The sequence below is a fragment of the Marinobacterium rhizophilum genome, from assembly GCF_024397915.1.
Lineage (GTDB): Bacteria > Pseudomonadota > Gammaproteobacteria > Pseudomonadales > Balneatricaceae > Marinobacterium_A > Marinobacterium_A rhizophilum_A.
Genome location: NZ_CP073347.1, coordinates 2,116,660 through 2,142,594 on the forward strand (window position 1 = coordinate 2,116,660; position 25,935 = coordinate 2,142,594).

The window sequence follows — 25,935 nt, forward strand, 5'->3', positions numbered from 1 at the left end:
CCACAAATAGACCCGCGATAAAAATGTTCGATTCCGAACATTAATGTTCAATTTATTATTGACTGCACAGTCAATTGAACAGATGATTGAACACTCGAGGCCTTGTTCAACCTCACAACAGGTGCCCCCTGCACAGGGCTGCGCAGGTGAAAAACGCACCTGGTGAACGGCTCCCCTGGATAAAAACAATAAAGAGCATTCCATGAGCATTGCGACCAGCGACACCTCACATGACCGTCTGATTCTCGACTCCTGGGAGCGTTGCCGCGCCTACGGGCTGGATCACGGCAGCCAGCCAGGGCTGCAGCAACTGGCAAGTTCGGAGTGCAAGGTACTGCGCGAGGAACACAATGCCCTGGTGCACACCACCGGGCAGGAAGTGCTGCCCTTCTACGAGAACATTCTCTCCAACAGCAAATGCATGATTCTGCTCACCGACTGCCGCGGCCAGGTGCTCAACGGCTGGGGCGACCAGCGCTTCGTGGGGCCGCGTCAAAAGGCCTTTTTTCAGCAGGGCACCAGCTGGCAGGAAAGAGCCCACGGCACCAATGCCATCGGTACCGCGATTGCGTCCGGGCAGGCGGTGCAGGTACAGCGTGATGAACACTTCCTCAAGGCCAACCGCTTCATGATCGGTTCGGCGGCGCCCATTTTCGATGTCAATCGCGACCTGCTCGGTGTGCTGGATGTTTCCAGCGATGCCTACCTGCCCCAGGCCCATACCCTGGGGATGGTCAAACTGATGTCACAGTCGGTGGAAAACCGGCTGATTATCAAAATGTTCAGCGCTGAACACTTTGTGCTCACCTTCAACACCAACCTGGACAACATCGACAGCCAGTGGTCGGGACTTTTGGTGTTCAATGAAGCTGGCACCGTCATCTCGGCCAACCGCCGGGCCGAGTTGCTGCTGGGGTACGACCTGGCGCTGGCCAGTATCAGCCAACTGTTCGACTGCCGATTGCGGGACCTGAAAAACCAGCCCGAGCTGCTCCCCCTGCAACTCAAAACGCCCGGCCAGCATCACATGTACGGCGTCATCAAACGCCCGAGCCAGCAGGTGATTCAAGTGGTTGATTTTCGCCAGCCCCAGCCCGCTGCCCCCGCGCCAGCCCCGACCCCTGGCTCGAACACAGACCCCACAAGGCCCCGCGATGGCGTCATCGGGCTGGACCAGATCGGTTATGGCGATGCCCGGGTTGATCGCTGCGTGCGCCAGGCCGAACGCATTATCGAAAAGGACATCCCCATTTTGATCCACGGTGAAACCGGCGTCGGCAAGGAGGTGTTCGTCAAGGCGCTGCACCAGCACAGCTCGCGCAGCCGCTTTGCGCTGGTGGCGGTCAACTGCGCCGCCATACCCGGCGAACTGGTGGAGTCCGAACTGTTTGGCTATGAAAAAGGCGCCTTTACCGGGGCCAGCAACAAGGGCGCCATCGGCCTGATCCGCAAGGCGCACAGGGGTACGCTGTTTCTGGACGAAATCGGCGAAATGCCGCTCCAGGCCCAGGCCCGACTGCTGCGCGTGCTGCAGGAACGCAAGGTCACACCGCTGGGGTCCACCGAGTCCTACCCGGTGGATATCAAGCTCGTTTCAGCCACCAACCGCTGCCTTCGCAGCCAGGTGCAGGATGGCCACTTCCGCCAGGACCTGTACTACCGCGTCACCGGCCTGAATATCGAGCTGCCACCGCTGCGCGAACGCACCGACAGGCGCGCACTCTTCCAGCAGGTACACCGGCTGCACCGCGATCCCGGCCAGAGCGCGCCCCTGTCCGAGGAAATACTAAAGCTGTTCGACCTGCATCCCTGGCCCGGCAATATTCGCCAGCTGATCAGCGTGCTGCAGATTGCGCTGGCCATGGCGGACGACGACCCGATCGAGGCCTGGCACCTGCCCGACGACTTCTTTCAGGATATCGAACAGCAGCGCAACGCCCCGCCCGCAAGTTCAGCCCCGGGATCCATTGCTCAGTGTCCGCCCCATGCTCCCGAGCAGGGCGAGCCCGCCGCGCAGCCCTCCGTTGCCGATGCAGCGTCCCAGCCGCCTGCGCCGTTACAGGAAGCCGCGTCGGCAGAAGCCACCCTGGCGGCCTACAGCCTGCACCAAGGCAATATATCCCGCACCGCCAAGGCGCTGGGCATCAGCCGCAACACCCTGTACAAGCGCTTGCGCGATCTGGGACTGCGCCAGTCGTAACAGCGCGCGCAACAAAAAGCCGCCGTTTCCCGAACGGGGAAACGGCCTGTTTAGTACGGATACCTGTACTAGTTCGTCTGCACCCTGGACACCGCTTTCTTCCAGCCCTCATAGAGGCCGTCACGCCGCGCCTTGTCCATGCTGGGTTCAAAACGCCGCTCGCATTGCCACAGTTTTTCCAGCGACTCCAGCGAATCAAACACACCGGCCTTCAGGCCCGCCAGGTAAGCCACGCCCAGTGCCGTGGTTTCGATGATCCTGGGTCGATCCACCGTGGCGCCCAGAATATCGGCCAGGTAGTTCAGCACCCAGTTATTCGCCACCATGCCGCCATCCACCCGCAGCGCCACCGGGCGCACGCCATCGCTTTCCATGGCTTTTTGCAGATCCTTGGTCTGGTAGCAGACCGACTGCAGACCCGCCGTTACGATTTCCTTGATACCGGTATCGCGCGTGAGACCAAAGATGGCGCCGCGGGCATTGGGGTCCCAATGGGGTGCTCCAAGCCCGGTAAAGGCAGGCACCAGGTAAACCCCGTGATCCAGGGATGTCTGCTCGGCCAGGGGCTCCGCCTCGCTGGCGCCGCGAATCAGCTGCAGGCCATCGCGTAACCACTGAATGGTGGCGCCGGCCACAAAGATGCTGCCCTCCAGCGCATAGGTGGGCACGCCATTCAGGCGATAGGCCACTGTGGTGAGCAGGCGATGTTCAGACTTGAGTGCCTTGAGCCCGGTATTGAGCATCAAGAAACAGCCGGTGCCATAGGTACTCTTGGCCATGCCCTCACGAAAACAGGTCTGCCCGAACAGCGCCGCCTGCTGGTCACCGGCGACGCCGTAGACCGGTATCTCGGCCCCCAGCAGTTCGGCATCCACACGACCGAAATCATCGGACGAGTCCATCACCTCTGGCAGCATACTGGCCGGGATACCAAACAGGTCCAGCAGCTCCTGGTCCCACTGCTGGGTATGGATATTGAACAGCAGCGTACGCGATGCATTGGTGGCATCGGTGCGATGCTCGCGCCCGCCGGTCAAATGCCACAGCAGGTAGGTATCCACGGTACCGAATACCAGCTCTCCGCGCTCGGCCCGCTCTAGGGCACCTGGCACCTGTTGCAGAATCCAGCGAATCTTGGTGGCGGAAAAATAGGGGTCTATCAGCAGGCCGGTCTTGGCGTTAATCGTCGCCTCCAGCCCCTGCTCCTTGAGAGATTCACAGTATTGCGCCGTGCGCCGGTCCTGCCAGACGATGGCATTGTAGAGCGGCTCACCGGTGTTGCGATCCCACACCAGGGTGGTTTCACGCTGATTGGTAATGCCGATGGCGGCGACCTGTTCCGCGGCTATACCACGCTTGGCCAGGACATCACGGCAGGTCTGCAGCACCGAGTCCCAGATATCGGCAGGCGCATGCTCCACCCAGCCATCCTCGGGAAAGTGCTGTGCGAACTCCTGCTGGCAGGTGGCCTCAATCTGGCCCTCGCCTGAAAAAACAATGGCCCTGGAGCTGGTCGTGCCCTGATCGATTGCCAGTAAATACTTAGTCATTGATTCGCCCTGCTGTTCACGAATGTTCTTTTTTGTTCGTATTCTTACCATTACGCCGTAAAAAACCAAGCAGTATTTTCTGTTTCCATCAGCCGGCGCCGACTCCAGCACCACAGACCACGCCGTTTTTGCGCTCGTAAGCCCTTAAAACTATGAGATAATCGCCACAATTATCGTCACCCCTGCAGACTCGATACAGGACAGCCTCGCGCATGACCCTACTCAGGCGCGCCTGCACTGCACCAGAAGGAAGAACACGAACCATGACACAGCGTCGCAGACAGGACCTGATTCTCGAAATGGTCCAGGCCTCCGGTTTTGTCACCATCGACGAGCTGGTCACGCACTTCCAGGTGACGCCCCAGACCATCAGGCGCGACCTGAACCAGCTGGCGCAGGACAACAAGCTGCGGCGCCACCACGGCGGTGCCGGCGTTGAATCCAGTACCGAAAACACCGCCTACCAGGCGCGCAAGATCATGGACCTGGAGGCCAAGGAAAAGATCGCCCAGCAGCTGGTCAGGATCATCCCCGATGGCGCCTCGCTGTTTATCAACATCGGCACCACCACCGAGACTATCGCCCGCGCCCTGCTCAATCACAACAACCTTCGCATCGTGACCAACAACCTGCATGTGGCCGCCATTCTCTGCGCCAAGGAAGACTTCAGTGTCATCGTCGCAGGCGGCGAAGTGCGCAACCGTGACGGCGGCATCGTCGGCGAAGCCACGCGGGATTTCATCAACCAGTTTCAGATGGACTTTGGCATCATCGGCATCAGCGGTATCCACAGTGACGGCACCCTGCTGGACTTCGACTACCGCGAAGTGCGGGTTGCCCAGACCATTATCGCCAACTCCCGCCAGGTGCTGCTCGCAGCCGACCACTCCAAGTTCGGTCGCAACGCCATGGTGCGCCTGGGCAATATTGCCCAGGCGCACCATTTCTTTACCGACCAGCCCCCGCCGATGGAAATTCGCCAGCAGCTGATCGACCACCAGGTCGAACTGCACATCGTCTGAGCCCCCGGCCGCCCCGACGACGGGCTGCGCACCTGCATAGCCTGCGAATACCTGTATCCAGAACGACCGACCCTCGCAAGCCGCGAATCCAGGGGGCCTGACCACGCTGGATCGTGCAGGTCGCAGCCCTTGCATGCGCGGTCCCTTCCTGCCCTTCCTGCCACACCTGCGTGCAACCAGAGCCGTGCCGCCATACGCCGCGCGTGTGCATTCGAACAGAACGACCGAAAGCCCAACTCGAATATATTTCATCAAAATATGTTCGTTTGTGATTGTTTGTTTTCGTTATCGAATAGTATAGTAACCACCATCACCTGATATCCCTGCGGGGTGTCGGCCCAACCACAGAGGGCGCCCGCTCGAGAGCGGCCCCCACCCGGAGACAGACACGGCATGACCTCTGAACAGACAGTCCAAGATCTCATCGTCATCGGCGGCGGCGTCAACGGCGCCGGTATCGCCATGGATGCGGCCGGTCGCGGCCTGAAAGTCATGCTGTGCGAAATGAATGACCTGGCATCGGCCACGTCATCGAGCAGCAGCAAGCTGATCCACGGCGGCCTGCGCTACCTGGAACACTACGAATTCCGCCTGGTACGCGAAGCCCTGGCCGAGCGCGAATGCCTGCTGCGCAACTCGCCCCACATCATGTGGCCACTGCGCTTTCGCCTGCCCCACCGCCCCCACCTGCGCCCCGCCTGGATGATTCGGGCCGGCCTGTTCCTGTATGACAACCTGGCCAAACGCGAACTGCTGCCGGCATCCAACGGCATCAGGTTTGCCCCCGAAGGCCCGCTGATCAACGATATTACCCGGGGTTTCGAATACTCCGACGGCTGGGTCGACGATGCTCGCCTCGTGGTACTGGTGGCCATGGCGGCGCGGGAGAAGGGGGCCGATATACGCACCCGTTCGCGCTGTATCAGGGCCGAACGCGACGGTGGTCTCTGGGCGGTCACACTCAGGTGCGAGCACAGCGGGCGCGAAGAAACCCATCGCTGCCGCGCCCTGGTCAACGCCGCCGGCCCCTGGGTCAGCCAGCTGTTCAACGAAGCCATGACCATCCCGGCCCCCAAGCAGATCCGCATGGTGAAAGGCAGCCATATCGTGGTGCCACGCATCCACGATGAACACCAGGCCTACATTCTGCAGAACGAAGACAACCGCATCGTTTTCGTGATTCCCTACGAAGACAACTTCTCGCTGGTGGGTACCACCGATGTCGACTACCGGGGCAACCCGCGGGATGTCGCCATTTCAGCGGAAGAAACGGACTACCTGATCTCGGTGGTGAACAGTCACTTCAAGCAAAAAATCGCAGTCAGTGATGTGGTCTGGAGCTACTCAGGCGTACGCCCGCTGATGGACGAGGAAACCGGCTCCGCCCAGAAGGCCTCGCGCGACTATAGCTTTGAAACCGACTACAGGGCCGGCAAGGCACCTCTGCTATCCGTGTTTGGTGGCAAGATCACCACCTACCGCAAGCTGGCGGAAGCCGCCACCAACAGCATTTGCGAACACTTTCCCCAGGCCCGTGGCGCCTGGACGCGCACCGCCGCCCTGCCAGGCGGCGACTTCGAAAGCCCGCACAAACTGCTCAGCCAACTCGCGCGCCAGTACCCCTGGCTGCCCGTCGCCCTGGCACGCCGTTTTGTACGCACCTACGGCACCCTCAGCCATCGCATCCTCGAGGGCTGTACGGCGGTGACGGACCTGGGCACGCACTTTGGCGCCAGCCTGTACGCCCGGGAAGTGCACTACCTGGTCGAGTTTGAATGGGCACGGGAAGCCGAGGACGTACTGTGGCGGCGCACCAAGCAGGGCCTCTACCTGCAGGAAGCCGAATGCGCCGCCGTCGAGCATTACATCAAGGAACTGCTGAGCCAGCCGCCGCTGGCGCTGGTATCTGCACGCAGCTGAGTTCTTTGGCAGGGTGCATCTCCGCAGCCGGAGTGCTGGCCTATGGCCTGGCGCCCTGGCTGATGTAAAGCCATCGCCGCAACCGGGCGACAGAGTGCGTCAATGCAGGCGCAGCGTCAGGGTGTCACCTCGCTGCACCATCTCAAGGTCCTTCATGAAGCTCATGCCCAGCAAGACCACCTCGCCCGGCATGCCGGGATTGATATTGCCCGCCACATTACGCAGCACGATGGACCCCAGACGGACTTCATCCAGCTGGGTGTCATACACGGTCACCAGCCCATTGGCCGTGGTGGCCTGGCTGGCGTAACCCTGCTTTAGCCCCAGACGCTGCGCCAGGGACAGCGGTACGCTGATGCGCGTGGCACCGGTATCCACCAGAAACTGTACCGGCTCGCCATTGATGCGACCGGGCGCAATATAGTGCCCGCTGCGACTGCGCTGCAGCACCACTTCCACCGGGCCATCCGCGTCCACAACCATCAACTCGGCATTGGGGTTGTGCTGCCCCTCGAGCCAGGCATCAAAGCCCAGCACCAGCACAGCGAGGAGTGACAGCCAGGCGGCGAGCCACATCAGCCGACCGATACGGGGTTTCGCGTCATTCATATTCCTACCACCGGCAAGCCGTTCAGTTTTTCTACATTACAGCCAAGCCCGGCATGCCACATCAGGCGGCCAGCGCCGGGTTTCGAGTCATTCATGTTCCTACCACCGGCAAGCCGTTCAGTTGGTTTGCAGTACAGCCAGGCCCTGAATACCACATCAGGCGACGGGTCCGGGAGGTGCAGGGCTTCGAATCGTTCATGTTCCTACCACCGGCAAGCCGCTCAGTTGGTTTGCAGTACAGCCAGGCCCTGAATACCACATCAGCCGACCGATACGGAGTTTCGCGTCATTCATGTTCCTACCACCGGCAAGCCGTTCGGTTGGTTTACAGTACAGCCCTGCAGGCCACATCAGGCGACCGATACGGGATTTCGAGTCATTCATGCTCTTACCACCGGTGGTCCGTTCAGTAGGTTTGCAGTACAGCCCTGCAGGCCACACCAAGCGGCCAGCGCGGGGGCTACAGGACTGCAAGTCATTCATGCTGTTAGAGGCATCCGGCTCCGCGTTAAGTTCAGTGCCGGTGTGCAACGGCATGTCCACCGACGCCTGGCCGCGCAGCATAGCACGGTCGAACAGGGCTCATCCCCCCACCCCATTAGTCCCAAACCACAGCCCCGGGCCAGGCATTCGGCACCGCGGGTCACCGCAAAAAAAGTGAATGGATGTAACATGATTCGCAGTTGCCGCAGAAGCGGTACAAAACCGTCCAGGTCGCCACAAAACCCATGGTTAAAGGCCATAAACCGCAACAAGGATACAGACCAGTACCGTCGAGGCAGGAAATATAGATGAATATTTATAATCATTAAGCTGAAAAAGCGTCGTTTGAGTCGACATTGAGGTGTGCGTACTATGGCGCCATCAAATGATTGCAGCGCTCTACGGAGCCAATGGTTTGGGGACCGGCAATTACTTGCAACCGTGACACGAGGCAAACGCGATGAACAGCACACAGCAGACTGAAACAATCGAAACGCAATTCGATATCAACAACTTCGATTTGCAAGAAATCATGAACCGCGCCCACACCGAGCGCTCCAAGGTTTTTTACGCATTTTTCAAGTCGCTGTCCTTTAGCCGCCGCCAGGTTGTACCTGTGTGGGAGCAGACTTTCAAGCAGCTGTTCGCTCGCTTTAGCCACTGATTCAGGGCGTTAACCGCAACACCCTTTTGATTTACTTGTTGTTCGTTTTTTGGTCGGTCCCGGTTACCCGGGCCCGGCCTTTTTTATGTTCAGGACGAACGGCAGGCGAATGCTCCCTGCATAGCCTGGCCTCCCACCATCCCTGGCGGTTGTATGCCGCGGGTACATGGATGTACACGACTGCATGGATGCAGGAGGTAGAGCGACGCAGGATGCCAAAGCCGAGGAGCGGAAATGTTCAGGATGAACGCCACGCAATTGCTCCCTGCATAGCCTCCCACCATCCCTGGCGGTTGTATGCCGCGGCTGCATGGATGTACACGACTGCATGGATGCAGGAGGTAGAGCGACGCAGGATGCCAAAGCCGAGGAGCGGTAATGTTCAGGACGAACGCCACGCGATCGCTCCCTGCATAGCCTGGCCTCCCACCATATAGGGTATCCTCCTTCCTGGACGGCTGTATGCCGCGGCACATGGATGCAGACGACTGCATGGATGCAGACGACTGCATGGATGCAGGAGGTAGGGCGACGCAGAATGCCAAAGCCGAGGAGCGGCAATGTTCTGGACCACCTCCTGTGAGCACCTGAGGCGCATGCCCGCTACCGCTACACCCGCAAACCGCCATCCATTTCGACGATACGCCCGGTAAAGAAGTCGTTCTCGATAATGTACTGCAGCGTATGAGCCATTTCGGCCACTTCACCCAGACGCTTGAGCGGTACCGCCTGCAGCATGCGCTCGATGGCTTCGGGCTTCATCTGCGCCGTCATTTCGGTGGCGATCACCCCGGGAGCGATACCACCGACACGAATGTTGTAGCGCGCCAGCTCACCGGCCCAGCTGGTGACCATGGTCGCGACACCCGCCTTGGTGGCGGAATAGTTGGTCTGGCCCATATTGCCGGCACGGGACACCGAGGAAATATTCACGATCACGCCGCCCTCGCCCTGCTCCGCCATGATGGCCGCAGCCTCCCGGCCACACAGGAAGGTGCCGGACAGGTTGACATTGACCACCGCAGACCACTGGTCGAAACTCATTTTCCCCACCAGCTTGCCGTCTTTCAGCTTGATCAGCAGGCCATCGCGCATCAGGCCGGCATTGTTCACCAGGCCATGCAGGGCACCGAAGTCCCGCCTGATGGCGACAAAAACGCTCTCGACCTGGTCTTCCACGGATATATCACACACATAGCCCCGCGCCCGGGCGCCCGCCTGCTCCAGCTGCTGTACCGCCGCATCCAGACTGTCCTGGTTCAGGTCAATCAGTGCCAGCTGGGCCCCCAGGGACGCCAGATGCTGCGCCATGCCAAACCCAAGACCGCGGGCACCGCCGGTAATTACGAATACTTTGCCATCAATCTGCATGGAGAGGCTCCTGTATCAGGTTATTGTTGCTTGCCACGGGTCACTTCACTGACCGGCCACGGCAAGTTGACGTTAACGTAAAGACTACCTCGACGGGGCCTCGAAGGCGAGAAAAACATAAGTATTTACCCTTATGCGTGATTACACCGGCGCTCAGCCTGATGCCAGACAGATGAAAAAAACGGCGGACTCCTGTCCGCCGTTGTCGCTCGCCCCGCAGCCTCGACCCAGGTGCTATAACCCGGGTGCTATACGAGTCCCGCCTGCTGCATGGCGCTACTGATCTCCGGCAGGATGCTGGCGTCATCGATGGTCGAGGGTGTCTGGTAATTCTCGCCCACGGCGATCTTGCGCAGAACGGCCCGCAGAATCTTGCCCGAACGGGTCTTGGGCAGTCGCTGCACCACCAACACGCGGCGAAAGCAGGCCAGCGCGCCCACCTGATCACGCACCCGCTGCACCAGCTCCGCCTCTAGTCTGGCCGCATCGATATCCTCGCCAGACTTGAGCACCACCAGGCCCACCGGCAGCTGCCCCTTGAGAGCATCCTGCACGCCAATAACGGCGCACTCCGCCACCGCCGGATGGCCTGATACGACCTCTTCCATTTCCCCGGTGGACAGCCGATGCCCCGACACGTTGATTACGTCGTCGGTGCGCCCGGTAATAAAGACATAGCCATCCGCATCCACGTAGCCCCCGTCGCCGGTGTGGTAATAACCGGGAAAGAGGCTCAGGTAGGCCTGTGTGAAACGTTCAGGCTGGTTCCAGATGCTCCAGGTCACGCCCGGCGGCATCGGCAGGCGTACACAGATATTGCCCGACTCGCCTGCAGGGACCTCCCCGCCATCGCTGTCCAGCACCCGGATGTCATAGCCCGGTATCGCCTTGTTGGTGGACCCCAGGCGCGGCGCGGACGGACTGCTCCAGCCCGTCATCGCAGAAGTCATGGGCCAGCCGGTCTCGGTCTGCCACCAGTGATCCATCACCGGAACACCCAGCAGCCCCGCCAGCCAGTCGTGGGTGGAAGAGTCCAGCTTTTCGCCGGCCACAAACAGCCGCTTGAGGCTCGACAGGTCGTACGCTTTGCTCAGGCGCCCCTCCGGGTCTTCCTTGCGCACGGCCCGAAAGGCCGTCGGCGCACAGAACATGGCATTGACGCCGTATTCCTCAATCACCCGCCAGTAGGCGCCGGCATCGGGGGTACGCACCGGTTTTCCCTCGTAGAACACCGCGCTGCAGCCCCCCATCAGCGGGCCATAGACGATAAAGGAGTGGCCCACCACCCAGCCGATATCCGATGCTCCCCACCAGACGTCGCCCGGATTCATGCCGTATACATTGCGCAGCGCGTACAGCAGCGCCACCGCATGGCCGCCGTTGTCACGCACAATGCCCTTGGGTTGCCCGGTGGTGCCGGAGGTATAGAGAATATACAGCGGATCACGACCCTTCACCGGCACGCAGTCGGCGGGTTCAACGCCACGCTGCACCGCGTGCCAATCCAGGTCACGGGGCGCATCCATGTCGGCCTGCAGCATCGGGCGCTGCAGCACCAGGGTATGGGCCGGCTTGTGTGTCGCCAGCGCAATGGCCTTGTCGACCAGCGGCTTGTAGGCGAGGGTCTTGTCCATCTCGATACCGCAGGACGCGGTCAGTATCAGTTTCGGCTGGGCATCGTCGATCCGCACCGCCAGTTCATTGGCGGCAAAGCCGCCGAACACCACCGAATGCACCGCACCCAGCCGTGCACAGGCCAGCATCGCCACTGCGGCCTCGGGCACCATGGGCATATAGATCACCACCCGGTCGCCCTTGTCGACACCCAGCGTCTTCAGCGCGCCGGCAAAGCGGGCCACGCGCTCCAGCAGCTCCCGGTAGGTTATCGCCTCGCGTACACTACTCACCGGCGAGTCGTAATAGAGTGCCACCTGGTCACCACGGCCCTGCTCGATTTGCCAGTCCAGCGCCAGGTAACAGCTGTTGAGCTCGCCGTCGGCAAACCAGCTATGGCTGCCCTGGGGTGTTGTCTCCAGCATGGTTGCGGGCTTTTTGAACCAGGCGACCTGTTCGGCCTGCTGCGCCCAGTAGGCCTCGGGGTTTTCCAGAGACTGACGATAAGCGTCGGTGTAGTCCATTGCGCTACCCTCGTATTGTTGTTTTTGTCAGCGGGAACGGGCACCGCCGGCTCAGCGGCACCCGAAAAACAGATGGGAAGGCCCTATTCGCTCTCGCGATAAAGCTTCAGCACACTGGAGAAATCCAGTGCTCCGTTACCCTGGGCCTTGTGCAGGCTGAACAGGGCACGGGCGGCGGAGCCCATGGGGACGGGGGCTTCACTTTGCTGGCTCAGGTCCATGGCCAGGCCCAGGTCCTTGAACATCAGATTGGTCTGGAAGCCACCCTGGTAGCCTTTGGAGGCCGGCGCCGTATCCATCACGCCGGGCCAGGGGTTGTAGACATTCAGCGCCCAGTTGCCGCCTGAGCTTTGCTTCATGATCTCGGACAGTACCGCAGGGTCCAGGCCATTCCTGACCCCCATATTGAGCGCCTCGCAGGTGCCCGTCATCAGGATCGCCAGCATCATGTTGTTGCAGGCCTTGGCGATCTGTCCGGCGCCATGGTCGCCGGCATGGAAGATGTTCTTGCCCATAACATTGAGAATCGGCCTGGCGCGCCCGAACTGGGCGGCAGACGCCCCCACCATAAAGCTCAGGGTACCCGCCTGGGCCCCGCCCACACCGCCGGACACCGGTGCATCGATAAAGTCGCGGCCACGCTCGGCGGCGACAGCGCACACCCGTTTGGCAACATCGGCCTCGATGGTGGAACAGTCGATAATCAGGCTGCTGGGTGCGATCAGATCAAGCAGCGGTTCGGGCCCGCTGACGTAGAGCCCTTCAACATGGCGCCCGGCCGGCAGCATGGAGATGACAAACTCGGCATCCTTGACGGCATCCGCCGCGCTCGCCGCCTGCAGGCAACCCTCGGCCACTGCATGGGCCAGCGCCTGCGCCGACAGGTCGAACGCCTGCACCCGGTGACCGGCCGCTGCCAGGTTGTGGGCCATGGGGCCGCCCATGTTGCCGAGCCCGATAAATGCGATTGTAGCCATGGTCTTTATCCTTTTTGTTAGCTGTCTTGTTGGCGTCTTTACTCAGGCCAGTAATGCGACGATTGCCCCCACCGGGTTCAAAGATCCGCCAGCGGATGCTGCTGCCCAAAGGGGTTGGCGAAAAGGCCGTCCATAAAGGCCGGATCGACCCTTTCGAGCGAGTCGTAGAGCCATTGTGGCGTACCGTCCTTGTCGATCAGCAGCGCCCGCACACCTTCGGCGAATTCGGCGTGGCGACAGCACTGGATCGACAGCATCAGCTCCTGCTGGAACACTTCACGCAGCGACAGATGACGGCAACGCTGCAATTGCTCGGCAATCATTTTCAGCGACAGCGGGCTGCCGTTGCGTACCGCCTTCTGTGCCCGGCACACCCACTTGTCGTCCGTCTCCAGCGCCAGCAAAGCTGCGACTATGGCCTCGACACTGTCGTGGTCGGTGAGTGTGCGGATCAAATCGAAATGTTCGCGAATGGGGGCCGGCTGGCTGTCGAAGCAGGCACGGGACTCGCTTTCGAGCTCGCGCAGCACCTGGCTGACGGTGCCGCCGGCATCCGTATCCCAGCGCTCGCTTTGCAGCCGGCTCAGCAGGCCTTCACGCTGGCCGGCATCGATGGCTCTATCCGCCAGGCCGAGGAAGATGGCATCGCGGGCATTGATCGGGTTGCCGGTAAGCCCGAGGAACAGGCCGGTACCGCCGGGCATGCGGTTCAGGAACCAGCTGCCGCCCACATCCGGATACAAGCCGATGCTGACCTCCGGCATCGCCAGGTGCGATGTCTGGGTGACCACGCGGTGACTGCAGCCGTTCATCAGCCCCATGCCGCCGCCCATGACGATGCCACTGCCCCAGCAGATGATGGGTTTGGCACTGGTGTGAATGGCGTAGTCGAGGCGGTATTCCCGGGTGAAAAACTGTTCGGGGAAATCCGCATCGCCCTCACCGGTCATGGCCCGGTACAGGTTGACGATATCGCCACCGGCACAGAACGCCTTGTCGCCGCTGCTGTCCAGCAGGATCGCCACAACGCGCGCATCGGCCTGCCAGCGTTCCAGCTGCGGCTGAATCAGGTCGATCATCTCCAGCGTCAGCGCATTGAGGCTGCGCTCGGCATTGAGGCGAATCTCGCCGATCAGGTGGCCATCGGCGGTCGGGTGTTCGGTAAAAAGTACGGCGCTCATCAATAAGCTCCTCAGCGGTTTTTCCATTGCGGTTTGCGCTTGTCGAGAAAGGCATTCACGCCCTCGCGCTGGTCTTCGCTGTCAAACAGGTCCACAAACAGCTCGCGCTCCAGGATATAGCCCTGGTCCAGCGGCCGGCTGCGGCCCGACTGAATCAGTGTCTTGCAGGCACTCACCGCCACCGGGCTTTGCTGCGCCACCTGCTCGGCCAGCGCCAGCGCCCGTTCCAGCCCCTGGCCTTTGGCAACCACCTCCTCCACCAGGCCGATTTTTTCGGCCCGCGTTGCATCGATGCGCTCGCCACACAGAATCATGCGTTTGGCCCAGCCCTCGCCCACCAGCAAAGCCAGGTTCTGGGTGCCGCCAGCGCAGGGCAACAGGCCCACCTTGGCTTCTGGCAGTGCCATTTGCGCCTGCTCCTCGGCGATACGGATATCACAGGCCAGCGCGACTTCGAGCCCGCCGCCCATGGCAAAGCCGTTGATCGCGGCGATGGACACGCCACGGAACCGGCTCAGGGACTCGAAGGCGTCGCCAAAACAGCGCGCCATGTCCCGGGCCACCGCACGGTCCCCGTCGGCGAACAGCTTCAGATCGGCGCCGGCGGAGAAAAACTTCTCGCCCTGCCCAGTCAGCACCAGCGCATAGATATCGCGGTCCTGGTTGAGTTCGTCCACCAGCGCCTTGAGCCCCTTCAGGCTGTCGGCGGTCCAGGTATTGGCCGGCGGGTTGTTCATGGTAACCAGGGCAACATGGCCGCGGCGTTCACAAATCAGACTGTCGTTCATCCTGTGCTCCCTGTTTGGTGCGCCCTGCGCACGACGGATACATCACAGCAGCTCGGCGGCGCCTTCGACCAGCAGCCGGCGCGAAATAATCAGCCGCATGACTTCGTTTGTCCCTTCCAGAATACGGTGTACCCGGCTGTCGCGCAGGTAGCGTTCCAGCGGATACTCCTTGATATAGCCATTGCCACCGTGCAGCTGCAGCGCCTCGTCGCAAACCCGGTAGCCGGCATCGGTGGCAAATCGTTTGGCCATGGCGCAGTAGGTCGAGGCGTCGGCATGACCCTGGTCCAGCTTGCTGGCCGCCAGGCGTACCAGCTGGCGTGCCGCCACCAGTTCCGTGACCATGTCGGCCAGCTTGAACTGCAACGCCTGGAAATCCGCCAGTCGCTTGCCGAACTGGCGCCGTTCCAGCATGTAAGCTCGCGCCTCGTTCAGCGCCTGCTGTGCGGTACCCAGGGAGCAGGTGGCGATATTGATGCGCCCGCCATCCAGACCCTTCATGGCCAGCTTGAAGCCCTCGCCTTCAGTAGCCAGCAGGTTGGCCGCCGGCACCTTGACGTCATCGAAGGTAATCATGCGGGTCGGCTGGCTGTTCCAGCCGAGCTTGTCTTCCTTGCGTCCATAGCTGATGCCCGCGCTGTCGGCATCGATCACCAGGGCGGAAATCCCCGCCGCACCCGCCCCGCCGGTGCGCGCCATGACCACCAGCACCTCGGTGCTGCCGGCGCCGGAGATGAAGCACTTGCTGCCATTCACCACATAATGATCGCCTTCGCGCCGCGCCGTGGTTTTCAGCGAGGCGGCATCGGAGCCGGCATTGGGCTCGGTCAGGCAGTAGGAGCCCAGTTTTTCACCACTGATCAGCTCGGCCGCGTACCGGTCGCGCACCCCGTCGCTACCAAAGGTCGCCACCATCCAGGTCACCATGTTGTGAATGGTGAGATAGGCGGTGGTGGAGGTGCAGCCCATGGCCAGCTGCTCGAAAATGATGTGTGAGTCCAGCCGGCTCAGTCCCATGCCGCCGTGCTCCTCGGCGGTATAGAGTCCGCAGAAGCCCAGCTCACCGGCCTTCTTCAGCACATCCACCGGAAACAGCGCCTGCCGGTCCCATTCGCCCGCGTGGGGCGCGAGTTCTTTTTCAGCAAAGGCGCGGGCCATATCGGCAAACGCCTGTTGCTCTTCGTTCAATTCAAAATCCATGCATGTGCCTCCGCGGGCGTGCCGCCAGGAGCCTGCAGGCTCCCCGCGGCAGCATCTGTTACTGCAGCTGTTACTTAAGCTGAATGGTCATGTTGGGACCGCCGGCAATATCATCCTCGAACCAGCGCGCGGTCACGGTCTTGGTCTCAGTGTAGAAACGCACCGCCTGCTTGCCATAGGCATGCTGGTCACCGTAGAAGGACTTTCTCCAGCCGGTGAAGGAGAAAAACGGCAAGGGCACCGGTACCGGCACGTTGATGCCGACCTGGCCGACCTGGATTTCGTGCTGGTACTTGCGTGCAGCGGCGCCGGATGCGGTAAACAGCGAGGTGCCGTTACCGTAGGGGTTGGCATTGATCAGGCTGATGGCCTCATCCAGCGTATCCACTTCCATGGCGATCAGTACCGGGCCGAAGATTTCATCGGTGTAGATCGACATATCCGGCGTCACCTTGGTGAAGAGGGTCGGGCCGACCCAGTTGCCATCGGGCGCAGCTTCCACCACGCAATCGCTGCCATCAAGCACGCAGTCGGCACCCGCATCCTTGCCTTCCTGGATATAACGCAGCACGCGCTCGCGGGCCTGGGGGTTGATCAGCGGACCGTAACCGGCCTTGGGGTCATTCCAAAGGCCCGGGCGCACCTGGGCCAGGGCTTCGCGCAGCTCCGGTATCCAGTTACGGGCTTCACCGACAAACACCGCCACCGAAATGGCCATGCAGCGTTGGCCGCCAGCGCCCACGGAAGCGCCTACCAGGTTGTTGATGACATGCTGCTTCTGCGCATCCGGCATGATGACCATATGGTTCTTGGCACCGGCAAAGGCCTGCACCCGCTTCATGTTGGCGGTACCGGTACGGTAGATGTGCTCACCCACGGCCACGGAACCCACAAACGAAATCGCCGGTACATCGGGATGGTGCAGCAGCTGGTCGACCTGCTCCTTGCCACCGTGAATCACCTGCAGCAGGCCATCGGGCGCGCCGGCCTGCTTGAACAGTTCGGCCAGGCGCATCGGCGTCAGGGGATCCTGCTCCGAGGGCTTGAGGACAAAGGTGTTGCCGCAGGCAATGGCCATGGGAAACATCCACAGCGGAATCATGGCCGGGAAGTTGAACGGCGTTATACCGGCGCAGACACCCAGTGGCTGGGTGTAGCTGTAGCAATCGATCTTGCGCGCGACATTCTCAACGGTTTCCCCCATGGAAAGCGATGCGATGTTGCAGGCATGTTCCACCACTTCGATACCGCGCCAGACGTCACCCTTGGCATCCTCGAAGGTCTTGCCGGTTTCCCTGGCCAGGATGGTGGCGATCTCGTCATGGTGCTGCTTGAGCAGGTCCTGGTAGCGCAGCATCAGGCGGGCACGTTCCGAGACCGGGGTTTCCTTCCAGCTTTCAAACGCCTTCCTGGCCGTGGCCACCGCAAGATCAACCTCCTCCGCCGTGGCACAGGGAACCTGGGCGATCACTTCCTGGGTGGCGGGGTCGGTCAGCGGAATCCACTGCTGGGTTTTACTGCGGAGCATTTCACCGCCAATCAGAAGAGGAACGTGCTGAGTCATTGCTATCACCTGCTTATGGTTACTGTTATTGGGTGTCGCTAGGGCTGCTGAGCGTGACGGCCGGAGCCGGTACGGCGCAATAGGGTATTTGTACCATGCAGGGCCCGGCAGCCAGATTGATAATCTTGCGCACTTAATGGACTATATTGCGATCAAATAGGTAGTTTCCCCAGTTCAGGATCAAGCTTATGAGTACTCCGTCGAGTTGGCCACTGACGAGCGACAGCATCCGCTTTGTCGTCCCCAGGCGCGTCGTGGCGGCGCTGGCAAGCCATCCGCTTAGCGCTCAACTCTATCCCCTGGGAATTGGTTATTATCAGCACGCCCGCGGCCATCGAATGCAGCGCGCCAATCATGACGACAACCTGCTGATCTACTGCCTCGAAGGACGTGGAAAGCTGACCCTGAATGGCCGCGGACGCACGGTAAAACCGGGCGATCTGATTATCCTGCCCCGAGGTCTCAGCCACAGTTATGAAACCCGTGACCAGGACCCATGGAGCATTTTGTGGGTGCATTTCGAGGGGGAGCTGGCAACCCGTTTCATCGGCCAGCTGGAAGTGGACGACGGCTCCGCCCTGCTGCCACTGGGGATTCACTCCCGCCTGGTAGCCGACTTCGAGGCGCTGCTCGATGCCCGCCAGGCCAGCCACAACCTGACCGCCTTTATTCATTGCGCCAACCAGTTGCGCCAGCTTCTGACACATATTGCGCTCCTCAAGCCCATGGCCACCCGACCCGCCGGCGACAGCATGGACCTGGAAACCATCCACAGCCTGATGCAGGCACGGCTACATGAACAGCTCGATATCGACACCCTGGCCCAGGTGGTAAACCTGTCGAAGTTTCACTTCATCAAGAAGTACAAGGCGCTGACCGGCACAACGCCGATCAGCCACTTTATTCACCTCAAGATCGAACGGGCCTGCCATTTGCTGGATGTCACCAGCAAGGGCGTCAACGAGGTGGCCTGGGCACTGGGGTATGACGATGCCTACTACTTTTCCCGCATTTTCAAAAAATCCATGGGCATGTCACCCAGCCAGTACCGGCGTATCCGCCTGGGCGGCTTCAGCTACAAGAACTGAGGCGCTGCTCAGGCCGGCGGCTGCACCAGGTTGTAGGGATTGCCGTAAAGATCAAGCACGACTGCCGAAATGCCCCAGGGCACCTCGCCGGGCTCTTCCACGATACGGACTCCGCGCGCCCGCAGCTGTTCGCAGTCGCCACGACAGTCATCGGTCGCCAGCACGCAGAAACCATTGCCACCGATACGGGCCTCGTCACCGTCCTGCATCGGTGGCATCAGCACCAGCTGCGGCCAGCCCCCCGCCTGAGGCGCAACGGTGAGCCAGCGGAACCCGGGCATAAAGTCGCTGTTGTCATCACAGACCGCGAAGTTGAACTTGTCGCGATACCAGGCCAGCGCCTCGGCCTGATCCCGCACATAGACCGCCAGGTGAGATACGCTCTGAATAGCCATAGATCCTCCTGCCTTGTGCATTGATCGTGTCTCACTGCAAAGGGTAGGCGACGCCAGGCGCTGGCACTAATGCACCGGGCTGGCGGGTTCCCGCTCAGAGCAGTTCGATCGCTACCGCCGTGGCCTCGCCACCGCCGATACACAGCGAGGCAACACCCTTTTTCAGGCCGCGCTGCCGAAGTGCATGCAGCAGGGTTACCAGGATGCGCGACCCACTGGAGCCGATCGGATGCCCCAGGGCGCAGGCACCCCCGTGAACATTGACCTTTGCAGGATCCAGACCCAGTTCGCGCTGTGCCAGCATGGTGACCACGGCGAAGGCTTCATTGATTTCGAACAGGTCCACGTCCCCGGCCTGCCAGCCCGCCTTGCGCAGCACCTTGTCGATGGCGCCGATGGGCGCGATGGTGAATTCCTCGGGTAACTGGGCATGGGTCGAATGGGCAACGATGCGCGCCAGCGGCTGCAGGCCACGCTGTTGTGCCTCGGACTCGGCCATCAGCACCAGCGCCGAGGCGCCATCGGAAATCGAGCTGGAATTGGCCGCCGTGACCGAACCGTCTTTGGCAAAGGCCGGTTTCAGGCTGCGAATCTTGTCCGGGCGGGCATTGCCGGGCTGCTCGTCGGTATCAACCTGAATATCTGCGCCGCGGCCCGCCACCGTCACGGCGGTAATTTCATCGGCGAATGCGCCCGATGCAATGGCCGCCAGGGCCTTTTCCAGCGAACCGATGGCAAAGTCATCCATAGCCTCGCGGCTGACATCAAAGCGGTCCGCCGCCTGCTGGGCAAAGGCGCCCATAAGCCCACCCTTGTAGGCATCTTCCAGGCCGTCGCAGAACATGTGATCGATCACCTGACCGTGGCCCATGCGCATGCCCTGGCGCGCCTTGGGCAGCAGATAGGGTGCCTGGCTCATGTTTTCCATGCCGCCGGCCACCAGCGTGACCGCGGAGCCCGCCAGTATCTGGTCGTGCGCCTGCATCACCGCCTTCATGCCGGAGCCGCACATCTTGTTCACCGTGGTGCAGCCCGTCGCCACCGGAATGCCCGCCGCGAGGGACGCCTGCCGCGCCGGTGCCTGGCCCAGGCCCGCCGGCAGCACACAGCCCATCAGCACTTCGTCGATGTCTTCGGGCGCCAGTCCCGCGCGGGATACGGCCGCCGCAATGGCAGCCCCGCCGAGCCTGGGTGCCGGCACGGCCGACAGTGCGCCCATCATGCCACCCATGGGGGTACGGGCCGCACCCAGAATAACCACTGATTCCCGCTTCATAGACACCTCACAGTTTACGTAAACGTCAAATAAAATAGAGACCGCAAGGTCGGCAAATGATCGCTGCAAACCTGGCGGCCCGCCGCTGCCGTTCAGGCGGCAGGCGTGCTGGATAGCCGTACTGTCCCGCGTTTCTAGCCACCGGGTCAATGTCGGAAACACGAAAATAAGGATAATCACCTACTACTTTAGTCTAGACTGGCTCGTTTCACCTCGGCGACAAACTCGCTACTTTCCTTTAATTTCAAAGATTTACAAATACCACACAGACTGCGCTAAGCTTTGATGCATCGAGAAGGATGTTTACGTTCACGTAAACTTGTTTTACCCTCCAACCCTACCCAAGAGTCAGACATGAACACACAGACCAGCTATTCCATCAGCGATCTAGCCCGGGAGTTCGATATTACAACCCGCAGTATCCGCTTCTATGAAGACCAGGGACTGCTGGCACCCGAGCGTCGCGGCCAGACCCGCATTTACAGCCGTCAGGACCGGGTACGCCTGAAGCTGATACTGCGCGGCAAGCGCCTGGGATTTTCGCTCACCGAATGCGGCGAGCTGTTCGAACTCTGGGACCACAGCAGCAGCGGCAGCGAACTGCAATTGCGCCTGATGCTGACGCGGATCGCGGAAAAACGGCAGGCACTGGAACAGCAACTGCGGGATATCGCCATGATGCAGCAGGAGCTCGACGGTGCCGAGCTGCGCTGCAAGGAGGCACTCAAGGCCCTGCAGCCTGCGACCAGGACCGTCACGAAATAGGGCGCCCCAGCCCGCTCCCGGGACACCGGGCAGCATACGGCAGGCGGCGCACTGAATTAACCATGCCGGCACCCGTGCCTGGCAAGATAAGGACGCCACCATGTCGCACGACAAGCATAAACGCCCGGCACAGCATCCGGTGACCGCACTGGATCTGCCCATACCCGCGCGCAGCGACCTGCCGGAACCGGTGGCGCAGTATTTCGCCAAGTGCCAGGAAAAACTGGGCCTGGTGCCCAATGTCCTCAGTGCCTACAGCCATAACCTGGCCCAGCTCGATGCCTTTTCCCGCCTGTACAACGAGCTGATGCTGGGTGACAGCGGCCTGGACACGCTGGAGCGGGAAATGATCGCCGTGGTGGTCTCGGCCCACAATCGCTGCTTTTACTGCCTCAGTGCCCACGGTGCCGCCGTACGGCAGATTTCCGGCAACCCGCTGCTGGGCGAGCAGCTGGTCATGAATTACCGGGTGGCGGACATCTCGCCACGCCAGCGCGCCATGCTGGATTTCGCCCACCGCCTGACCGCCCAGCCTGAAGCCATTGAGGAAAGCGATCGTCAGGCGCTGCGCGACCAGGGATTCAGCGACACCGACATCTGGGACATTGCCAGCCTGACCGGCTTCTACAATATGACCAACCGTCTTGCCGGCGCCGTCGAGATGCAACCCAACGCCGAGTACCACGCCAGCTTTCGTGCCACAGGCGCGCCTGCAGCTGAGCAACCCCGGACCTGAATACCAAGCCTGGGTACGCTTGCGACTCAGACCACAGGATTTCGACTGATTGAGCCATAACAACAAGAGGTTCAGACGCCATGAGCAACACCCTTCCCAGCTACACCTGCGGCACTTCGGATCAGCCCCTGATCGGCATGACCATCGGCGACAAGTTCGACCAGACCGTCGCCACCTACCCGGATAACGACGCCCTGGTCGTGCGCCATCAGGCCATTCGCTGGAGTTATCGCGAGCTGCAGCAGCAGGTCAATCGCTGCGCCCGCGCCCTGCTGGCCATCGGCATCGGCAAGGGAGACCGCGTCGCCATCTGGTCACCCAACAATGCCCAGTGGACCACGCTGCAATTCGCCACGGCCAAGATCGGTGCCATCCTGGTCAACATCAATCCGGCCTACCGTCTGCATGAGCTGGACTATGCCCTGAACCACTCCACCCCGCGCCTGCTGGTCATCGCCGAGAATTTCAAAAGCTCGGACTACACCCAGATGCTGTACGAACTGGCACCGGAGCTGCGAGACTGCGCGCCTGGCAAGTTGAAGGCCAGCCGGGTACCGCAACTGGAAACGGTGGTCAACCTGGCCGAGCAGCCCCATGCCGGCATGTGGAGCTGGGGCGACCTGGTCGCCCAGGCCGAGTCTGTCAACGATGCCACCCTCACTCAGGCCCAGGCCGCGTTGCAGTTCGACGAGCCCATCAATATCCAGTACACCTCGGGCACCACCGGCTTTCCCAAGGGGGCCACGCTGTCGCACCATAATATTCTGAACAACGGTTTTTCCGTTGCCCGCAGCATGGGCTTTACCGACCAGGACCGGCTGGTGATTCCGGTGCCGCTGTACCACTGCTTTGGCATGGTGATGGGCAACCTCGGCTGCATCACCCACGGCGCCACCATGATTTACCCGGGCGAAGGCTTTGACCCCAAGACCGTGCTGGACACCGTGGCCGAGGAACGTGCCACTGCCCTCTACGGGGTGCCTACCATGTTTATCGCCGAACTGGATCATCCCGACTTTGCCGACTACGACCTCAGCTCGCTGCGCACCGGCATCATGGCAGGCTCCATTTGCCCGGCCGAAGTCATGAAGGCCGTGAATTCCAGGATGCACATGCAGGAGGTGCAGATCGCCTACGGCATGACCGAGACCAGCCCGGTGTCTACCCAGACCGCCGCCAATGACCCCTTCGACAAGCGCGTTACCACCGTGGGACGCACCCAGCCCCACCTGGAATCCAAGATTGTCGACCCCGCCACCGGCAAGGTCGTCCCGCGGGGGACCATTGGCGAACTCTGCACCCGTGGCTACAGCGTCATGCTCGGGTACTGGAACAACGAGGAAGCCACTCAGGGCGCGATTGATGCCAACGGCTGGATGCACACCGAAGACCTCGCCACCATGGACGACGAGGGCTACATCCAGATTGTCGGCCGCATCAAGGACATGGTGATACGCGGCGGCGAAAACGTTTACCCCAAGGAAGTGGAAGAATTTCTCTACACCCACCCGGCGATCTCCGACGTGCAGGTCACCGGCGTGCCGGACAAGAAATTCGGCGAAGAGCTGATCGCCTGGGTCAAACTGCAGCCCGGTGCTGCCAGCATCAGTGCCGACGAATTGCGTGCCTTCTGCAAGGGCCAGATCACGCACTTCAAGATCCCGCGCTATTTCAAGTTCGTCGACGAATTTCCCATGACGGTGACCGGCAAGATCCAGAAGTTTAAAATGCGCGAGATTTCCATCAGCGAGCTGGGCCTGGGCGACGACTGACGCGGACTGCCCCATGTCGATTCAGCGCCATTACAGCGACGCCGTGCAGCAGGATGCCCTGCTGTCCCGGCTGCGCAAACTCTGCCCCCAGGGCGCCGATGCCAGGGCGCTTGCCCCGATCGACCAGCTGCATACCGGCGGTCTGCAGGCATCCCTGCGCCTGCGCTCGGTGCTCGAAGCATGCCTGGCCGCCTGCCCGGCACCACGCATTCTGGATGTGGGCTCAGGCACCGGCGGCCTGCTGCGCCTGCTGGCAGAACGGCCCCACTACCGGGTGACCGGGCTCGATCTGTCTTGCAGGCTCAATCAACTGAGCCAGGCGCTGTGCCGGCTTTACCAGCCGCCCCGTCTGCTCGACGCGATCTGTGGCGACGCCCAGCGCATGCCCTTTGCCAATGCGTCCTTTGATGCCGTCGTGCTGCAGCACAGCTTGCTCAACATGCCGGCCACCGAGCAGGTGCTCGCGCAGTGCCGGCGCGTACTGGCTCCCGGCGGATACCTGTTGCTGCATGAACTGGTTCAGGGGCCCACCCCTTCTACAATGCAGTATCCCGTGCCCTGGGCCCAGTCGCCCGGACAGTCCCACCTCTGCAGCCGCACGGGCCTGGCGGCACAGCTGGAGTCCCAGGGATTTGCCATCGCCCGTGCAACCGACCTGACAGAATCCGCCCTCGCCTGGCGCCAGCGGCAGAACAGCGGGCGCTCCGCGCACAGCACAGCGCCAGACGCACTGTCACCGGCCTTGATTCTGGGATCGGACTTTCCCCTCATGTTTGCCAACCTGCAACACAACCTGCACCAGGGTGCCATCGGCGTGATGGAGTACCTGGCATTCAGGCCCGTTTCCTGATCGCCAGCCTTCACGCCTGCCGACAACCGCCAACAAACACGGGATAATTCGAATCCCTTCCTTTAAGATGAGGTTCGCCGCTGCACGGGAGCCCTCGCCCCACACAGAGGCCTGGTCTGCTGGCAGGTGATGCGCTTGCCTGCCACGCACGATTTGACCTACAGTGGTTTTCTGTGAACCCAGCACGCCGCGCTACGGCCCCGGGCTTAATTGATGGAATAGGGAGTTCGCCATGCGTTTAGCCTGGACCGACATCTGCTTGTCGCCACGCCCAAACCTGAGTTCTGCTCTGACCCTGCTGTGCTTGCTGCTCATGCCGCTGCACGCGTTCAGCGGCGAAGACTACACGCCACTGGATGACTACCTGCAGCAACACCCTGAGCAAACAGCGCTGATGGCACAGTTTGCCGACGTCGTCAGCGGCCCCGCCGTTGCCCTGACCCAGCCCCAGACCCGCCCGGTACGCATTGCCATTATCTATCCCGCCTTCCAGGTATCGGATTACTGGCGGCTCAGCATCAAGGCGTTCGAAGCGCGCCTGAAAGAACTCAACATCCGCTACGAGCTGCAAGTACACCTGTCCAGCCTCGACGAGGATCCGGCCGTGCTGGCCACCCAGCTGCAGGAGTCACTGGACCGGGAGCCTGACTACCTGGTCTTTACCCTCGGCGCACTGATCCACCGCCAGCTGATCGAAACGATCCTGGCCCATAAAAAAACCAGGCTGATCGTGCAAAACGTCACCACGCCGTTGCAGGACTGGTCCGCCCACCCGCCCTTTCTCTACGTGGGCTTTGATCACCAGGCCGGTACCCGCCTGCTGGCCGGGAAAATGCTCACCGGCAGCACCCGCCCGCAACAGTACGCCATGCTGTACAGTTCCCACGGCTACATCAGCCAGTTGCGGGGCGACACCTTTATACGCCTGGGCAACAACAGCCAGGAAGTGCGCTTGCTCGGCAGCTACTACACCGATAACGACAGAGACCTGGCCCGGGCCGCCACACTGCAGGAACTGGATCGTCACCCGGACCTGAACATGCTGTATGCCTGCTCAACCGACATTGCCCTGGCCGCGATAGAAGCATTGCGCCTGCGTGGCAAACTGGACCAGGTACTGCTCAACGGCTGGGGCGGCGGTGAAGACGAGCTTGAGGCCATCCGGCGTGGCGACCTGGACCTGACCGTGATGCGCATGAACGATGACAACGGCGTGGCCATGGCCGAAGCCATCAAGGCGGAACTGGAACAGCGTACCGACCAGGTACCCCAGGTTTTTTCGGGCGAAATGGTACTGGTCACGAAAGACACCCCCGAAGCCGAGCTGCAAGCGTTGACAGTCAAGGCGTTTCGTTACAGTGCAACGCAATGATACCGAACACCAGC

At 61.4% G+C, this 25,935-nt stretch carries 21 protein-coding genes; 10 read left to right on the forward strand and 11 right to left on the reverse strand.

Going from position 1 to position 25,935, the window contains the following annotated elements; translation table 11 throughout:
• The first annotated feature begins 202 nt into the window (after window positions 1–202).
• Complete coding sequence (locus tag KDW95_RS09510; RefSeq protein ID WP_255856031.1) at window positions 203–2,200, forward strand: sigma-54-dependent Fis family transcriptional regulator; 1,998 nt, start codon at window positions 203–205, stop codon at window positions 2,198–2,200.
• A gap of 68 nt (window positions 2,201–2,268) precedes the next feature.
• On the opposite strand, the gene glpK is transcribed toward KDW95_RS09510, so the two are convergent.
• Window positions 2,269–3,750, reverse strand: coding sequence for a glycerol kinase GlpK (glpK, locus tag KDW95_RS09515; RefSeq protein ID WP_255856032.1), 1,482 nt, complete (start codon window positions 3,748–3,750; stop codon window positions 2,269–2,271).
• 263 nt (window positions 3,751–4,013) lie between these two features.
• On the opposite strand from glpK, the gene KDW95_RS09520 reads away from it, so the two are divergent.
• Together KDW95_RS09520 and glpD are read left to right on the forward strand one after the other, a co-directional pair.
• Complete coding sequence (locus tag KDW95_RS09520; RefSeq protein ID WP_255856033.1) at window positions 4,014–4,772, forward strand: DeoR/GlpR family transcriptional regulator; 759 nt, start codon at window positions 4,014–4,016, stop codon at window positions 4,770–4,772.
• Window positions 4,773–5,165: 393 nt separating this feature from the next.
• Entirely contained in the window at window positions 5,166–6,692 is a 1,527-nt protein-coding gene (glpD, locus tag KDW95_RS09525; protein ID WP_255856034.1) for a glycerol-3-phosphate dehydrogenase, read from the forward strand.
• A 99-nt stretch (window positions 6,693–6,791) separates the two neighbouring features.
• Here glpD and KDW95_RS09530 read toward each other — a convergent pair whose 3' ends face one another.
• A complete protein-coding gene (locus KDW95_RS09530) occupies window positions 6,792–7,301 on the reverse strand; it encodes a retropepsin-like aspartic protease family protein (protein ID WP_255856035.1) in 510 nt (169 codons plus the stop codon).
• Window positions 7,302–8,244: 943 nt separating this feature from the next.
• Here KDW95_RS09530 and KDW95_RS09535 point away from each other — a divergent pair.
• Window positions 8,245–8,448, forward strand: coding sequence for a hypothetical protein (locus KDW95_RS09535; protein WP_255856036.1), 204 nt, complete (start codon window positions 8,245–8,247; stop codon window positions 8,446–8,448).
• Window positions 8,449–9,057: 609 nt separating this feature from the next.
• Here KDW95_RS09535 and KDW95_RS09540 read toward each other — a convergent pair.
• The 7 genes from KDW95_RS09540 to KDW95_RS09570 all read right to left on the reverse strand — a co-directional run bounded on the left by KDW95_RS09540 (window position 9,058) and on the right by KDW95_RS09570 (window position 17,667).
• Entirely contained in the window at window positions 9,058–9,819 is a 762-nt protein-coding gene (locus KDW95_RS09540) for an SDR family oxidoreductase (RefSeq protein WP_255856037.1), read from the reverse strand.
• 248 nt (window positions 9,820–10,067) lie between these two features.
• Complete coding sequence (locus KDW95_RS09545; protein WP_255856038.1) at window positions 10,068–11,957, reverse strand: propionyl-CoA synthetase; 1,890 nt, start codon at window positions 11,955–11,957, stop codon at window positions 10,068–10,070.
• Window positions 11,958–12,040: 83 nt separating this feature from the next.
• The gene (gene mmsB / locus KDW95_RS09550; RefSeq protein WP_255856039.1) at window positions 12,041–12,934 is read right to left on the reverse strand and encodes a 3-hydroxyisobutyrate dehydrogenase; all 894 of its coding nucleotides are present in this window, start codon (window positions 12,932–12,934) and stop codon (window positions 12,041–12,043) included.
• A 77-nt stretch (window positions 12,935–13,011) separates the two neighbouring features.
• Window positions 13,012–14,115: an enoyl-CoA hydratase/isomerase family protein gene (locus KDW95_RS09555; protein ID WP_255856040.1), complete on the reverse strand. Its 1,104-nt coding sequence runs from the start codon at window positions 14,113–14,115 to the stop codon at window positions 13,012–13,014.
• 11 nt (window positions 14,116–14,126) lie between these two features.
• The gene (locus tag KDW95_RS09560; protein WP_255856041.1) at window positions 14,127–14,903 is read right to left on the reverse strand and encodes an enoyl-CoA hydratase; all 777 of its coding nucleotides are present in this window, start codon (window positions 14,901–14,903) and stop codon (window positions 14,127–14,129) included.
• Window positions 14,904–14,945: 42 nt separating this feature from the next.
• Window positions 14,946–16,103 (reverse strand): acyl-CoA dehydrogenase family protein, encoded by a 1,158-nt coding sequence (locus tag KDW95_RS09565; protein WP_255856042.1) that lies wholly within the window; start codon window positions 16,101–16,103, stop codon window positions 14,946–14,948.
• A 70-nt stretch (window positions 16,104–16,173) separates the two neighbouring features.
• Window positions 16,174–17,667 carry a CoA-acylating methylmalonate-semialdehyde dehydrogenase gene (locus KDW95_RS09570; protein WP_255856043.1) on the reverse strand — a complete coding sequence of 498 codons (1,494 nt, stop codon included), beginning with the start codon at window positions 17,665–17,667 and terminating at the stop codon, window positions 16,174–16,176.
• Window positions 17,668–17,855: 188 nt separating this feature from the next.
• Between KDW95_RS09570 and KDW95_RS09575 the strand changes: the two genes are divergently transcribed.
• Entirely contained in the window at window positions 17,856–18,755 is a 900-nt protein-coding gene (locus KDW95_RS09575; RefSeq protein ID WP_255856044.1) for an AraC family transcriptional regulator, read from the forward strand.
• An 8-nt stretch (window positions 18,756–18,763) separates the two neighbouring features.
• On the opposite strand, the gene KDW95_RS09580 is transcribed toward KDW95_RS09575, so the two are convergent.
• Both KDW95_RS09580 and KDW95_RS09585 read right to left on the reverse strand, forming a co-directional pair.
• Window positions 18,764–19,150: a VOC family protein gene (locus KDW95_RS09580; RefSeq protein WP_255856045.1), complete on the reverse strand. Its 387-nt coding sequence runs from the start codon at window positions 19,148–19,150 to the stop codon at window positions 18,764–18,766.
• A 94-nt stretch (window positions 19,151–19,244) separates the two neighbouring features.
• Window positions 19,245–20,426, reverse strand: a complete 1,182-nt coding sequence (locus tag KDW95_RS09585; protein WP_255856046.1) for an acetyl-CoA C-acyltransferase — start codon at window positions 20,424–20,426, stop codon at window positions 19,245–19,247.
• Between the two features lie 354 nt (window positions 20,427–20,780).
• On the opposite strand from KDW95_RS09585, the gene KDW95_RS09590 reads away from it, so the two are divergent.
• The 5 genes from KDW95_RS09590 (at window position 20,781) to KDW95_RS09610 (ending at window position 25,921) form a co-directional block, all read left to right on the forward strand.
• Entirely contained in the window at window positions 20,781–21,191 is a 411-nt protein-coding gene (locus KDW95_RS09590; RefSeq protein WP_255856047.1) for a MerR family transcriptional regulator, read from the forward strand.
• A 100-nt stretch (window positions 21,192–21,291) separates the two neighbouring features.
• Entirely contained in the window at window positions 21,292–21,927 is a 636-nt protein-coding gene (locus KDW95_RS09595) for a peroxidase-related enzyme (protein ID WP_255856048.1), read from the forward strand.
• Between the two features lie 80 nt (window positions 21,928–22,007).
• Window positions 22,008–23,699: an AMP-binding protein gene (locus KDW95_RS09600; protein ID WP_255856049.1), complete on the forward strand. Its 1,692-nt coding sequence runs from the start codon at window positions 22,008–22,010 to the stop codon at window positions 23,697–23,699.
• A gap of 13 nt (window positions 23,700–23,712) precedes the next feature.
• Window positions 23,713–24,549, forward strand: coding sequence for a class I SAM-dependent methyltransferase (locus tag KDW95_RS09605; protein ID WP_255856050.1), 837 nt, complete (start codon window positions 23,713–23,715; stop codon window positions 24,547–24,549).
• A gap of 232 nt (window positions 24,550–24,781) precedes the next feature.
• Window positions 24,782–25,921, forward strand: coding sequence for a substrate-binding domain-containing protein (locus KDW95_RS09610; RefSeq protein ID WP_255856051.1), 1,140 nt, complete (start codon window positions 24,782–24,784; stop codon window positions 25,919–25,921).
• Window positions 25,922–25,935: the final 14 nt, after the last annotated feature.